This window comes from Bordetella muralis (assembly GCF_965139205.1).
Lineage (GTDB): Bacteria > Pseudomonadota > Gammaproteobacteria > Burkholderiales > Burkholderiaceae_B > Bordetella_A > Bordetella_A muralis.
The window spans coordinates 88,976-102,505 of sequence record NZ_CBCSIU010000010.1 but is presented as its reverse complement, the minus strand read 5'-3'; the positions used below and the strand labels follow the sequence as shown (position 1 = coordinate 102,505).

General features: G+C 60.0%; 11 protein-coding genes. 4 read left to right on the top strand and 7 right to left on the bottom strand.

Annotated elements, in window-relative coordinates; translation table 11 throughout:
- The first annotated feature begins 2 nt into the window (after positions 1-2).
- Positions 3-986, top strand: coding sequence for a threonine/serine dehydratase (locus tag ACNA0I_RS15865; RefSeq protein WP_415806955.1), 984 nt, complete (start codon positions 3-5; stop codon positions 984-986).
- 100 nt (positions 987-1,086) lie between these two features.
- Here the strand turns inward: ACNA0I_RS15865 and ACNA0I_RS15860 are convergent, their stop codons facing one another.
- Positions 1,087-2,145 carry a lactonase family protein gene (locus ACNA0I_RS15860; protein ID WP_415806954.1) on the bottom strand — a complete coding sequence of 353 codons (1,059 nt, stop codon included), beginning with the start codon at positions 2,143-2,145 and terminating at the stop codon, positions 1,087-1,089.
- A gap of 12 nt (positions 2,146-2,157) precedes the next feature.
- Positions 2,158-3,150, bottom strand: coding sequence for a Bug family tripartite tricarboxylate transporter substrate binding protein (locus ACNA0I_RS15855; RefSeq protein WP_415806953.1), 993 nt, complete (start codon positions 3,148-3,150; stop codon positions 2,158-2,160).
- A gap of 102 nt (positions 3,151-3,252) precedes the next feature.
- Here ACNA0I_RS15855 and acnA point away from each other — a divergent pair, with 102 nt between their 5' ends.
- Both acnA and ACNA0I_RS15845 read left to right on the top strand, forming a co-directional pair.
- Positions 3,253-5,901: an aconitate hydratase AcnA gene (acnA, locus tag ACNA0I_RS15850; protein ID WP_415807032.1), complete on the top strand. Its 2,649-nt coding sequence runs from the start codon at positions 3,253-3,255 to the stop codon at positions 5,899-5,901.
- A gap of 21 nt (positions 5,902-5,922) precedes the next feature.
- The gene (locus ACNA0I_RS15845; protein WP_415806952.1) at positions 5,923-6,849 is read left to right on the top strand and encodes a GntR family transcriptional regulator; all 927 of its coding nucleotides are present in this window, start codon (positions 5,923-5,925) and stop codon (positions 6,847-6,849) included.
- A 28-nt stretch (positions 6,850-6,877) separates the two neighbouring features.
- Here ACNA0I_RS15845 and ACNA0I_RS15840 read toward each other — a convergent pair whose 3' ends face one another.
- The 4 genes from ACNA0I_RS15840 to ACNA0I_RS15825 all read right to left on the bottom strand — a co-directional run bounded on the left by ACNA0I_RS15840 (position 6,878) and on the right by ACNA0I_RS15825 (position 10,875).
- Positions 6,878-7,882: a Bug family tripartite tricarboxylate transporter substrate binding protein gene (locus ACNA0I_RS15840; protein WP_415806951.1), complete on the bottom strand. Its 1,005-nt coding sequence runs from the start codon at positions 7,880-7,882 to the stop codon at positions 6,878-6,880.
- A gap of 96 nt (positions 7,883-7,978) precedes the next feature.
- On the bottom strand, positions 7,979-8,962 hold the full coding sequence (locus tag ACNA0I_RS15835) for a Bug family tripartite tricarboxylate transporter substrate binding protein (protein WP_415806950.1): 984 nt from the start codon (positions 8,960-8,962) through the stop codon (positions 7,979-7,981).
- A gap of 115 nt (positions 8,963-9,077) precedes the next feature.
- Positions 9,078-9,776, bottom strand: a complete 699-nt coding sequence (locus ACNA0I_RS15830) for an RraA family protein (RefSeq protein ID WP_415806949.1) — start codon at positions 9,774-9,776, stop codon at positions 9,078-9,080.
- A 40-nt stretch (positions 9,777-9,816) separates the two neighbouring features.
- The gene (locus tag ACNA0I_RS15825) at positions 9,817-10,875 is read right to left on the bottom strand and encodes a hydroxyacid dehydrogenase (protein ID WP_415806948.1); all 1,059 of its coding nucleotides are present in this window, start codon (positions 10,873-10,875) and stop codon (positions 9,817-9,819) included.
- A 134-nt stretch (positions 10,876-11,009) separates the two neighbouring features.
- On the opposite strand from ACNA0I_RS15825, the gene ACNA0I_RS15820 reads away from it, so the two are divergent.
- A complete protein-coding gene (locus tag ACNA0I_RS15820; RefSeq protein WP_415806947.1) occupies positions 11,010-11,918 on the top strand; it encodes a LysR family transcriptional regulator in 909 nt (302 codons plus the stop codon).
- A 14-nt stretch (positions 11,919-11,932) separates the two neighbouring features.
- Here ACNA0I_RS15820 and ACNA0I_RS15815 read toward each other — a convergent pair whose 3' ends face one another.
- A complete protein-coding gene (locus ACNA0I_RS15815; protein WP_415806946.1) occupies positions 11,933-13,432 on the bottom strand; it encodes an amino acid permease in 1,500 nt (499 codons plus the stop codon).
- Positions 13,433-13,530 lie beyond the last annotated feature (98 nt).

Sequence of the window (13,530 nt, the reverse complement as noted above, 5' to 3'; positions counted from 1 at the left end):
CCATGACCACATCTGAAGAAACCTTCCCCATTCCGGATCTAGGCGCCATCACCGAGCTGCATGGCGAACTTCAACGCTGGGTACGCACGACGCCTGTCGTTGCAAAATCCGATTTTGATCCTGTCGCAGGCACTGACGTTTTCTTCAAATTCGAATTGCTGCAAGCCAGCGGAACGTTCAAGGCGCGCGGGGCATTTTCCAATCTGCTTGCGCTTGACGAAGCTCAGCGCAACGCTGGCGTCACCTGCGTCTCTGCCGGCAACCACGCCGTCGCGGTCGCGTACGCCGCCATGCGTTTGGAAATTCCCGCCAAGGTCGTCATGATCAAAACGGCAAGCCCTGCCCGCGTGTCCCTATGCCGGCAGTATGGCGCCGAGGTGGTCCTCGCCGAAGACGGCCCCTCTGCATTTGAAACAGTACGCCGTATCGAAAGCGAAGAAGGCCGATTCTTCGTCCACCCCTTTAACGGCTATCGCACTGTCCTGGGCACCGCGACGCTGGGCTACGAATGGCTGCAACAGGCAGGCAAGCTTGACGCCGTCATCGTCCCCATCGGCGGCGGCGGTTTGATGGCAGGTGTCAGCACAGCAATCAAACTGCTCGATCCCCAATGCCAGGTCATCGGCGTAGAACCCGAGGGCGCCGATGCCATGCATCGCAGTTTTGCCACCAATGGCCCCATCAAGATGGGCCCCATGCAAAGCATCGCCGACAGCCTGATGGCGCCTCATACCGAGCAATACAGCTATAACCTGTGCCGTCAGAACGTCGACCGTCTCGTCACCGTCTCGGATGATGATCTGCGTGGCGCGATGCGGCTGCTGTTCGATCAACTCAAACTTGCGACCGAGCCCGCGTGCGCTGCGGCGACCGCAGCGTTGGCAGGAAAACTCAAAGACGAGTTGGCAGGCAAACGAGTCGGCGTATTGCTCTGCGGCACCAACACCGATCCCGCGACGTTCGCGAAACATCTGAACGTCAAGTAGTCTCTGAGCGACGGCCAACATCATGCAGGCGATGTGCGGTGTTGGCCAATCACCATGCGGCAAGCTGGTGCGGGTTTAAACGCTGACCCGCTGCGGCCCGTCAATCGCGACCACGCGAGAAAATCATACATACCGGGCTTCCCACCGTCACCAGGTCTGCGGCCGGCGACAACTGGCCCGTTGCCCCATCCACTCGCATCGCCACGATGCTGTCGCTATCTTCATTCAGCGCGTACATGAAACGGCCACCAGGCAAGAACGTCATATAACGCGGCGTTCGCCCTCCGGACGCATGGGCGTCCATCCACGTCAGCATCCCTGTCGCCGCATCGACACGAAACACGGCGATGCTGTCATGCCCGCGATTCGAGGCATAGACGTAGCGCCCATCATCACTCACTATGATTTCAGCCGCGCGGCTGTTGCCGGTAAACGTTGAAGGCAGCGTCGACAGGATCTGCAGCGGATTCAACGACCCGGTGTTCGCGTCGTAGCGATACGCTGTCACCGTCGAATCCAGCTCGTTGACACAATACGCATACTGCGCCGATGGATGGAACGCGATATGGCGTGGCCCAGAGGCTTCGCGTGCCACCACCTCGACGGGCGGCGCGGACAACCGGCCCTCGTCAAAACGGAACGAGAGCACACGGTCAGTCCCTTTATCGGGCACCACCACATATCGGCCATCCGGCGAAAATGGACAGGCATGCGGTTTGGCATGCGGCTGCTCGATACGATGCGGGCCAGCAGCGCCCTGCACCTGCACAAGCTGCATCAATGGCAACAGCGAACCATTCTCGGCGATCGGCAACACTGCCATACTCGCGCCTATGTGATTGCATACGACCAGATATTTTCCACTGGGATCCACGGCAAGATCGACCGGATTCTTGCCCTGTGTCTGTTCGGTATTCAACGCCCTCAACATCCCGCTGCCGACATCGACAGCATAGGCGCTCACCCGCGTCGTATCGCCATGCACGGCATACAATCGATCCCCGCGCGCGTTCAGTGTCAGAAAGGACGGATTTTCCAATCCGCTCAACAACTGAATCCGCTGCAAGGCCGCCGTTTCCGGATCGACCTTGAACACGCTGATCCCTTCGCCTCGCGCATTGCGCTCACGCGTCGTGCGGCTTCCTACATAGGCGTACATGACGTCTCCCGATCAATGCTCAGCCGTGATATTGGCCTGCGTCACGATCGACTTGTACTGCTCGCTCTCGTGCTGAATGAATTGCTTGAACTCAGAGACAGACATTGCTTGTACTTCGCCGCCCTGATCGCGCAAGCGCTGCACCAACTCCGGATCCTTCAACGCAGCCGTCACGGCCAGATTGATACGCGCCAGCACCGGTTCGGGTGTCTTGGCAGGCGCAAACAGGCCAAACCAGTTCTCCAGACGATACGCCGATAGCCCCGGCGTTTCCGCGATAGCGGGAATGTCCTTGGCGAAGCTCGCCCGTTGTGCTGACGTCACCGCCAGCGCCTTGACCCGATTCGCATCGATGAACGGTTTAGCTCCGGCGTAACTGACAAACGTCATATCCACATTCCCGCCTGCCACATCCGCCAATTGCCCGGCTGCGCCTTTATATGGGACGTGCACCATCTCAACGCCGGCGATGGATTGCAGCAACGCCCCGTTCAAGTGCTGTGGATTGCCCACGCCGCTTGTCGCATAGGTCAGTTTGCCCGGATTAGCCTTGGCCTGGGCCACCAACTCGGCAACGGTGTTCACCTTCAGCGACGGCCCAGCCACCAGCACATTCGGTACTCGCGCAACGAGCGAAATCGGCGCCAGGTCCTTTTCGGGCTCATATGCCATGCGCGCTTTGTACACGTATGGATTGATCGCCGTTTCGCCTGCCGACCCTAGCAGCAAGGTATAGCCATCGGCGGGAGCTCTGGCCACAAACTGCGCCCCCAGCATCCCGCTGGCACCCGGCTTGTTTTCCACCACGATGTTCTGATGCAAAGAATCGCGCAGCTTTTCAGCCAGCAGGCGGGCCATGACGTCGACGCCGCCCCCGGCCGAAAACGGCACGATCAGCGTGATGGGGCGGCTGGGGTATTCCTGAGCAGAGGCCGGCAGCGCATGTCCCACCAACCCGGCCAACGCCAGCAGCCCCAGCATATGAAATTTACGAAGAATGGACATGCACGTCTCCAATATGGCTTTTTTTGATAAGGATGAGGCGGCCATTGCGGTGACCGTTTTTTATATTGCATTTTTTAAATTGAAAATGCAATAATGGATTCCATGGAACCTGCCCACTTGCCCCCTGCCAACCCGGCCACGTTGGTTATCGGATCGCAAACCTACGCCATCGTCGACCTCCCTGGCCCATTTGGCGCCGAGTACTTTCGGCTCCCCGTCGTGCTGCGTCTGCTGCTGGAGAATGCGCTGCGCAATATGCAGGGCAGCGAGCGGGACAGCGCAATACAGGCGCTGTTTGACTGGCTGCAGACGGGCTCGAGCGAAGCAGAGATCGCATTTCAGCCGGGCCGGGTGCTCATGCACGACACCACCAGCACCCCTGCCCTGGTAGACATCGCCGCCATGCGCGATGCCCTGGCCGAGGCGGGCGTCGACCCAGCGGTGCTCAATCCCGGATTACCGGTGGATGTCTCCGTGGACCATTCCCTGGCAGTCGAGGCCTATGCCCAGCGCGACGCCGCGGCGCAGAACATCGGCCATGAGATCCGCCGCAATCAGGAGCGTTATCGCTTTCTACGCTGGGCCTCACAGGCCCTGGAGGGCGTGCGCATCAACCCGCCTGGCACGGGCATCATGCACACGATCAACCTGGAGCAATTGGCAACGGTCGTGCAAGTCGATCAACGCGACGGGCAGGACTGGCTCGTGCCCGACATGATGATCGGCACCGACAGCCATACCCCCATGGTCAACGGCATCGGCGTGCTCGGCTGGGGCGTAGGCGGCCTGGAAGCGCAGACCGTGATGTTCGGCATGCCCACGATGTTGCGTATCCCGGATGTCATCGGTGTCGAGCTCAACGGAGCTTTGCCGCCCGGGGTCTTGGCCACGGACTTGGCTTTGACGGTCACGCAACAGCTGCGCGGCTTGGGGGTATCCGGTGAATTCGTCGAGTTCTACGGCCCCGGCGTCTCTACCCTGTCGGCCAGCGAACGCGCTGTCGTGGCCAATATGGCCCCGGAATATGGAGCCACCACCGGTTACTTTCCCGTTGATGAGCATACCTTGGCCTATCTGCGCCAGACCGGCCGATCCGAGTCGACCATCGAACATGTACGCCGCTACGTGCAACGCACAGGACTATGGTTCGATCCCTGTGCCCGCCCCCGTTATACGCGCACCCTGCACATTGCACTGGACCAGATCGGCATGCACGTCGCTGGTCCGAGGCGCCCGCAAGACCTGTTGCACTACCGCGAGGTACCAGCGACGCTCGACGTGCTGGCATTTCAGCCGGCGGACTCCCACACCGATCTACCGCGTTATCCCGTCGCCATCGCAGCCATCACGAGTTGCACCAATACCACCGACCCTGGCCTGCTCATGGCTGCCGGTATCGTCGCCCGCAAGGCGCGCGCCCATGGCCTCAAAGTTCCTCATTGGGTCAAAACGTCTCTAGGGCCCGGCTCTCCTGCCGCGGCCAGTTATCTGCAGCGCGCGGGCTTGATCGACGATCTGTCGGCCGTGGGCTTTGATATCGTGGGCTATGGCTGCACCACCTGCATCGGCAACTCAGGCGCCTTGCCTGAGGCCATTACGCAAGCAGCCAAAGCGGGCAACATCCATCCTGTCGCCATGCTGTCCGGCAATCGCAATTTCCCGGGCCGCATTCACCCTGACCTGGATCTGGGTTTTCTCATGTCGCCGCCGCTCGTCGTTGCCTATGCCTTGACCGGTGACGCCGAGCGGGATCTGGGCAGTGATCCCTTGGGGCACACTGATGACGGCAAGCCCATCTATTTGCAGGACCTATGGCCCACCCACGCAGAGATTCAGGCTTGTCTTCAGGCCGGCTTGGACGCAGCGGATTTCCGGCGAGATTTTCAGATCGCGCAGCGCAATCCGTTGTGGCAGCAACTCGATGCGCCGTCATCGCCTCAGTTTCCCTGGAACCCAGCTTCGACGATTCTGCGCCGGCCGCCCTTTGCTGCCACCGACGCAGGCAGTCAACTGGGACACTACACAGCGCATCCGCTCCTGGTCGTGGGCGACGACATCACCACCGACCATATCTCGCCGGCCAGCGCCATTCCTGCCGACAGCCTGGTCGCGGACTTTCTGGTCGAACGCGGTGATGATCGCGACGACTTGAATGTTTTCGCATCACGCCGCGGCAACTGGGAAGTCATGCTGCGCGCGGCATTTCACAGCAAAACACTCGTCAACTTGCTATGTCCAGAGGCGCCCGTGGCGCACACGCGGCATGCGCCCACAGGCGACGTACTGCCGCTCTGGGAGGCCGCACAGCGCTACCGTAATGCGGGCGATTCGCTCGTCCTGATTGCAGGCGAACGCTACGGCACCGGCTCTTCCCGCGACTGGGCGGCCAAGGGCCAGCGGCTGCTCGGCATCCGCGCCGTCCTGGCGCTGAGCTTCGAACGTATCCACCGTTCCAATCTGATAGGCATGGGTATATTGCCGCTGCGCCTGCCGGCAACTCATGGCCCCGACGCCCTGCAGATTCAATCCGGCGACCGTATCGAGATCGACGCGCCCGCGAGCGCGATCACGCCGCGCTGCGACATTGCGGTACGCATCCACCGCCAAAACGGTTCGATCACCGCTTTCAGCGCGCGCGCCGCGGTAGAAACTCAACTGGAAGTGGACCTGCTTGCTGTCGGCGGCGTCATCCCCGCCATCTTGCGCGACACCTTGGCGGCACACCCCGTTTCGAATAGGGTGGCGGACTGATTCTGCGCTACAGTCCCGAGCATGACTCCGCAAAAATCCCTCGCCGCACAGATCGTTGAACTCATCCATATGGATGGCCTGGCCGTCGGTGCTCATTTGCCTGCGCAAATGCTGGCCGACCGGCTGCGGGTGTCACGCTCGCCGATCAACGAGGCGCTGCAGCAACTGCACGAAAAAGGGGTGTTGAGCCGGCAACGCAATCGCGGTTACTTCGTCGCTCAAGCCGTCCCTGCGCGCGCCGACGAGTTGGCGGCAGAATTGGGGCTACAAGAACACGACGTCCTCACCAACGTCTACTTTCGCATCGCCGACGATCTGCTGCACGGGGAATTGCCGGCAGCCTTTACCGAAACGCAAATGCGCACGCGATATCAGCTGACGCCGGCGCAATTGAACGCTATCCTGGGACGCATTGCCAACGAAGGCTGGGCCGAACGCCGTCCTGGCTACGGTTGGGAGTTCTCCGGCATGATGCACACGCCCGACGCATTGCTGCAGTCCTATCGTCTGCGGTTGGCACTGGAGCCGGCCGCACTACTTGAGCCGGGATACCACCTGGACCCCGCCATCCTGGCACGCTGCCGCCAGGCTGAACTGCACCTGCTGGCAGGCGGCATCGAAACCGATACCGCAGATCAGCTCCATGACCGTGGCGTGCGCTTTCACGAATCGCTGGTAGAGGCTTCAGGCAATCCGTTCTTTATCGACACCGTACGTCGCGTCAATCGCGTACGCCGCCTGCTGTCCTATCGATCGATGCGCGATCGAAAACGCTACAAACAGCATTGCGAACAGCACCTGCACATCCTGGAATTACTGGAGCAAGGCCGCAACGCCGACGCATCGCAGGCCTTGCGCGAACATCTGCAAAGCACGCTGAGCAATATTGGGCAGATCACCGATATCCTGGCGACCGAACCCACCGCAGCAAAGCGCAGGCGCGCATAGCATTCAAGCTGGCACACCTGCCTGGCCCTTACTCCGGCTGAATGCCCGATTTCTCGGCCACCGATTTCCAATTGGCCAGTTCGTCAGCAATCACCTTGCCAAACGCAGCAGAGCTCATCGGCGCGGCCTCGGCCCCTTCTTTGAGCAGGAACGCCTTCATATCGTCGCTCTTGAGCGCTTCGTTGATGACATTGTTCAAGCGTTCAGTCACGTCAGCGGGCACATTGGCCGGTGCCAGAATTCCCCACCACAAATCCGTCGCGCTGCCTTTGTAGCCTGCCTCTTCCAAAGACGGCAGATCCGGCGCCACCGGCGAACGCTGCGCGGTTGTCACGGCCAAAGCGCGCACATTGCCGCTTTGCACCTGTCCCAGGATCGACGGCGCGCTCGCCACCAGTACATTGATCTGACCGCCGATCAGATCATTCGTCGCAGGCCCCATGCCCTTGTAGGGCACATGCGTCATCTTGATATTCGCCGCTTGCGAAAACAGCTCCGTCGAAAACTGATTGATACTGCCGATGCCCGATGTCCCGTAGTTCAACTTGCCCGGGTTTTCGCGGGCATAAGCCACCAGTTCCTGAATCGTCTTGAAAGGCTGGTCCTTGTTGATGGTGATCAGCAGCGGGCCTTGGGCAATCATCGCTACCGGCGTAAAGCTTTTTACCGCGTCATAGCCGAGGTTGGTGCGGATCGCCGCGCCCGTGGTGAACGTAGAAGACACCATACCCAGCGTATAGCCGTCCGGCGCAGCCTTGGCGACCAGCGAGTTCGCCAACACACCGCCACCCGATGGGCGGTTCTCTACCACGACGGTTTGTTTCAACGCATCGCCCATGTGCTTGGCAATGGCACGCGCAAACACATCATTCGATCCCCCTGGCGACGACCCCACGATGAGCGTGATGGGTTTGTTCGGATACGCAGCATCGGCCGCATGCGCCGCAGGCATCATCCACGTCGCCAGCGCCAGTCCCATCGCACTCAGCTGTACGACACGCTTGCCGGCCAATCCAGAAATCGATACTTTCATTCCATGTCTCCTCAATAAGGTGAAAACAGCAAAACCCACCATCCCCATGCGCATCATACGTACGCATAGAGAAAGTGGGCCCCTGGTGCATACTCGCTAGCTAATTTTTATATTGGCCTCGCGAATCAACTTGCCCCATTTGTCGTACTCGTTACGAATGAGCGTAGCAAATGCCTCAGGCGTTCCAGCGTTGGGTTCGTTGCCCTCGGCTTCCAGACGCTCTTGCACCTCTTTGCTCGACATGACTTCCACAACGGCAGCGTTGACCTGCTTGACAATATCATCTGGCAATTCGTCCGGCCCGACCAGTCCCAGCCACGTGGTCGCTTCAAAATTTTTATAACCTTGTTCTGCCACCGTCGGCAGATCAGGTAAAGCCGTCAAGCGCTTGGCGGACGTCGTCGCCAAGCCCCGAACAGCGCCCGCCTGCAGCTGTGGCATGACCGATGCCGCACTGCCAAAATAGGTGTCGACCTGGCCGCCCATCAAATCATTCATCCCTGGTCCCGCACCTTTGTAAGGCACTTGCATCACGTCGATACCTGCTTCACGCGTCAGCATTTCCCCCGCCAGATGGCCTACCGTGCCCATGCCGGCTTGCGCCATGGTGTACTTGCCCGGCTCTTTTTTGGCTGCCGCGATAAAGTCTGCCAGTGTCTTGAAGGGTGACTCCTTACGCACCACGAGGACCACCGGTTGCGCGCATACTTGGACAATCGGCTTCAGGTCCTTCAGCGGATCGAACAGCATCTTGGGATACAAGGCCGGATTGATGGCCATGTTCGATGTCTGCGCCATCGCCAAGGTATAGCCGTCAGGCTTCGCTTTGGCAGTTTGATCCAATCCGATATTGCCCGCTGCGCCCGGACGATTGTCTACGATCAGTTGCCACTTTTTCGAGACGGTGAGCTTCTCTGCCACCAAACGGGACACCGTGTCCGTACCGCCTCCCGGCGGGAAAGGCACGATCAGCCTGATGACGGTCGTCGGCCAATTATTGGACTGGGCCTGCGCCGCCCAAGGCAGCGTGGCTCCTGCTGCACCGGCAGCCGCTAGCTGCAGAAAATCGCGTCGATTCATAAACGTCTCCGTATCATTTTCTTTTAAAAGCAAACCCGTTCGCGCCCTCGGATACCTGGCACGATACGCTCGCCTGAGCTCGGCTCATCGCGGGTCTGTCGTTACACGCCAGTCATCAAACCGGCAGGCCCTTGGCACGCAACACTGCATCGAACCGCTCGGGGTCTGCCGAGCCCGTACGATTACTTTCCCGAATGCGCGCTTCTTTTTCCAGATGAGCGCGCGTGCGCGCCAATACGTCTTCGGCTTGATCTTTCGGGACAGCGATCACACCATCAGCATCGCCCACAATCAGGTCGCCTGGCAATACTGCCAATCCCGCGCAGCTGATGGGCACATTGATCTCGCCTGGACCATCCTTGCTCGGGCCGCGATGCGTGTGGCCTTTCGCAAAAATCGGCATGCCGTCTTCGGCCCACTCGGTCAGATCGCGCACTGCGCCATCAATCACCAAGCCTGCCACGCCTTTGGCCACGCAAGTCGTACGCATCAACCCGCCTACCAAAGCCTGCGTCACATCGCCGCCGCCATCAATCACCAGCACGTCACCCGGCTTTACCATCATCAGGGCCTTGTGGATCATCAGATTATCGCCCGGCCGTACACGCACGGTAAACGCCGGACCGCACATCGTCGTGTCCAGACGTGCATGATATTGACGCAGGCCTACCGTCCCGACATTACGGCTCATCGCATCGCCGATCGCAGCTGCAGGCAAGCCCTGAAAACCGCTGACCACTTCTGCCGAAGGGCCCGCGTCGCGCGGGTTGATGCGATAGCCAGCAGGCCAGGAAATCGTGGTGTCCGTGCTCATGAAATATCCTAGTAAGAAAGAAGTACAACGTCGTGGCGCACTACGCCGACACAGCCGACGCAGCCTTGAGCACCTGCGCATTCACGCAGGCCGAGGCATCCGCCGGCTGCCCCGCCAGCCACCCCAACACATTGCGCGCAGCGCCCGTGGCCATCGCAGCCAAGGCAGCGGGCGTGGACCCGCCTACATGCGGTGTCAGCACCACATTCGGCAACGTGATCAAGGGGCTACCCCCGGGCAACGGCTCGACCGCCATGGTGTCCAGTCCTGCCGCGTATAGCTGACCGTCCTGCAGCGCCTGGATCAGCGCTGCCTCGTCGACCACTTCACCTCGCGCGGTGTTGATCAACACCGCCTGCTTCGGCAAACGCGCCAAACGCGCCGCATCAAACAAATTGCGCGTACGTGCATTCAAGGGAACATGCAAACTGACCACATTGCAATGCGGTAGCATATCGTCCAGATCGCTCCACAGCGTCACACCGGGCAACGGCGAAGGCTGCCCCTGTAATGCGGGATCGTAGGCATGGACGCGCATACCGATCGCTAGACATGCTGCAGCGACACGCTGACCTACCTGGCCGAATCCCACCAATCCCAAGGTGCGGCCATGCAGTTCCAGACCATCCTGTGCGCGAGACCAGCGCCCCCCTCGCAATTCACTATCCATCCAATGAATGCGGCGCGCGGCGGCAAACATCAAGCCGAGCGTCATTTCCGCCACGGATTGCGCATTCGCCCCTGGCGTCACATACACGGGAATACCTCGTTCGGTGCAGGCCGCCACGTCGATATTGCTGACCCCGACGCCATGCTTGGAAATCACCTTCAACGTTGGACATGAGGCAATCGCCTCGGCATCGAGTGCCACGGTCCGCGAAATCACGGCGTCCACTGGCTCTGTCGCCATGATGTGGCGTACGGCTTGCACGTCGTCCGCCGCAGGCAGATAAATGACACGGGCGCCCGCTGCTTGCAGGACGTCGACCCCAGCAGGGGCCAGCTTGGGCGCCGTTACAAAAATGGTGATGGGCCTGCCGGTGGGGGCAATAGGGCGTTGCGCCGAGGTCACGAAACCGTCTCCTTGAGTTTTCTGCATTCTGGGCTGCCCAATTGATTCCGTCTACTTTAAAATTTTCATCAATTGAATCTTTTTAGCGATCAATTGGCGGCCGTCTTCCACGGCTCCACTGATTCGATTTGAAGGTTTGAACTCTCTGACAGGTAATCATCATGGACCTGCGCGACCTGAAATATTTCGTGGCTGTGGCTCATGCCGGCAATACCCGCCGGGCTGCTGACATCGTGCACCGCTCACAACCCGCCCTCACCAAGGCCATCGATCGGCTGGAGGCCTCATTAGGCGCCAAGCTCTTTGAGCGCGAAGGGCGCGGCCAACGGCTCAGTGTGGCCGGCGCTGCTCTGCTGGCTCGTGCCACACCGCTGCTGGGCACAGCCGATGCCGTACGCAACGAGGTCGCCGCGCTCGGTCGTGGCACAGCAGGTCTGGTGCGCCTGGGCAGCGGCCCTCTGGGCGCCGAGTATCTGCTGCCCACGATCTCACAGCTGCTCCTGAAAGAAGCCCCCGATGTTCAACTGCAATTGCTGATCCGCATGAATTACGAATCGCGCGTTGAACTGCGCGACGGCAACCTAGACGTGGTGCTGGGATTCGTGCCCGATCGGGAAGCCGAGTTCGTCTGTGACACCCTGCTCAAAGATGTCGTGGTCGCGGCAGCTGGCGCGCAGCATCCCATTTTCCGCAGCAGAAAACGCCTGACACTGGAATCACTGACCCATTACCGCTGGGCGCTGCCCAATGTATCCGTCGCCAGCCGCATCTGGCTGGACCAGGTGTTCGAATCCCAAGGTCTCGCGCGCCCCTACGCGCAAATCGAAACCAACTCGATTCCCCTGATTCCCCGCGTCATCGCCCACACGCATCTGCTGAGCTTCGTATCACGCCGCACCATCAGCGCCAGCCAGGGACAACTGCGAGAGATCCCCCTGCCGGCTACCACGCTGGTTCGAAATTTTGGGCTGACCTATCTCAAAGACGTCAGCCTCTCGCCTGCTGCCGAAAAACTCATCAACCTGCTGCACACTCATGGGCAGAGCCTGTTTCATGGTGACGAAGCCTGAGCCGCACAGACGTCCTAGCGGACTCGACGCAACGGAAATGTCATGTCCGCATAACGCACAAACCGCGAACCGCGTGCCAGGCAATAACCCGCCCATATCAGTAAAAACAAAGGAATACCGATATACGTCGCCGCGACGCTTATCCAGTCAATATCGTCCTCGAAAAACGCTCTGTAGTTTTGTCCCAGCGTAATGACGAGACAGACTACAAACGCGAAAATGGGCCCAAAGGGAAAGAACGGCGACACGTAAGGCAGATCCGTCAAACGACCTCCCTGCGCAACGTAACCCCGGCGAAAACGATAATGGCTGATCGCGATCCCCAGCCACGCAATAAAGCCCGTCATGCCCGACGTGTTCAACAGCCAGACATACACGGCCTTGGGGCTGAAGATAAAAGACAAAAAGCACAACGCAGCCACTGCCGCCGTCGCCAGCAATGCCAGCACCGGCACGCCGTTCGAGGCCACGCGGCTAAAGACTCTGGGCGCCTTTCCTTCGCATGCCAGAGCGTAAAGCATGCGAGTGGCCGCATACATCCCAGAATTGCCCGCCGACAACACCGAGGTCAACACCACCGCATTCATCACCGAGGCAGCCGCGAGCAAGCCCGCTCGTTCAAAAATCAACGCAAAAGGGCTGACACTGATATCTGTGACATCGTTACGCAGCAACTGCGGATCGGTATACGGTATCAAGAGGCCAATCACCCCGATCGCCAATACATAGAAAAGCAGAATGCGCCAGAACACGCTGCGCACCGCGCGCGGCAGAGTACGCGCCGGGTCCTTGGATTCTCCGGCGGCAATGCCGATCAGTTCCGTACCCTGAAACGAAAATCCCACGACCATGGCGACGCCGATCAAGGCCGCAAACCCGCCGGCAAACGGCGCGTCTCCCACAGTCCAGTTCTGCCAGCCGCCCGTTTCCCCACCACGGATGATGCCCAGCAGCATCATCACACCCATCACGATAAAGGCGATCACGGCAATCACCTTGATCAAGGCAAACCAGAACTCCGCCTCGCCAAAGCCTCGTGCCGACAAGGCGTTCAAGCCGAAAATCACGGCCAGAAACAGCGCGCTCCAGTAAATTCCCGGCACATCGGGCAGCCAATAAGACATCACGAGCTGTGCCGCAACCAGATCCACCGCTACCGTTACCGCCCAGTTGTACCAATAGTTCCAACCTAACGCGAACCCGAAGCCCGGCTCGACATAGCGCGCGCCGTATGTGGCAAAAGATCCCGATACCGGCATGGCGGCCGCCAATTCCCCCAGACTGGTCATCAGGAAATACACCATCAGGCCAATGAATACATAGCCCAGCAGCGCCCCTCCTGGCCCCGCCTGCGCAATCGTGCTGCCAGAGGCGACGAATAAACCCGTGCCGATAGAGCCGCCGACGGCAATCATGGACAGGTGGCGGGCAGCCAGCGTACGACGCAGCCCGGTCGGTGCGGGATCGCCCTGGGTGCTCGTATCAACGGCGTGGTGACTTGTGGTCTCGGCCAAGATCGTGGTTTCCTTTTTTAAGGAGATTATGCAAACAGGGCGCCAATGTAGCTCAATATGCGCAATATTGGCTCGCCGCGCCGCAAACCCCTGCCCTT

What these genes read in the sequence shown, in the direction of transcription:
- ACNA0I_RS15865 (WP_415806955.1), top strand. Translation starts at nt 3, where the DNA reads ATGACCACATCTGAAGAAACCTTCCCCATTCCGGATCTAGGCGCCATC.
- ACNA0I_RS15860 (WP_415806954.1), bottom strand. Translation starts at nt 2,145, where the DNA reads ATGTACGCCTATGTAGGAAGCCGCACGACGCGTGAGCGCAATGCGCGA.
- ACNA0I_RS15855 (WP_415806953.1), bottom strand. Translation starts at nt 3,150, where the DNA reads ATGTCCATTCTTCGTAAATTTCATATGCTGGGGCTGCTGGCGTTGGCC.
- acnA (WP_415807032.1), top strand. Translation starts at nt 3,253, where the DNA reads ATGGAACCTGCCCACTTGCCCCCTGCCAACCCGGCCACGTTGGTTATC.
- ACNA0I_RS15845 (WP_415806952.1), top strand. Translation starts at nt 5,923, where the DNA reads ATGACTCCGCAAAAATCCCTCGCCGCACAGATCGTTGAACTCATCCAT.
- ACNA0I_RS15840 (WP_415806951.1), bottom strand. Translation starts at nt 7,882, where the DNA reads ATGAAAGTATCGATTTCTGGATTGGCCGGCAAGCGTGTCGTACAGCTG.
- ACNA0I_RS15835 (WP_415806950.1), bottom strand. Translation starts at nt 8,962, where the DNA reads ATGAATCGACGCGATTTTCTGCAGCTAGCGGCTGCCGGTGCAGCAGGA.
- ACNA0I_RS15830 (WP_415806949.1), bottom strand. Translation starts at nt 9,776, where the DNA reads ATGAGCACGGACACCACGATTTCCTGGCCTGCTGGCTATCGCATCAAC.
- ACNA0I_RS15825 (WP_415806948.1), bottom strand. Translation starts at nt 10,875, where the DNA reads ATGCAGAAAACTCAAGGAGACGGTTTCGTGACCTCGGCGCAACGCCCT.
- ACNA0I_RS15820 (WP_415806947.1), top strand. Translation starts at nt 11,010, where the DNA reads ATGGACCTGCGCGACCTGAAATATTTCGTGGCTGTGGCTCATGCCGGC.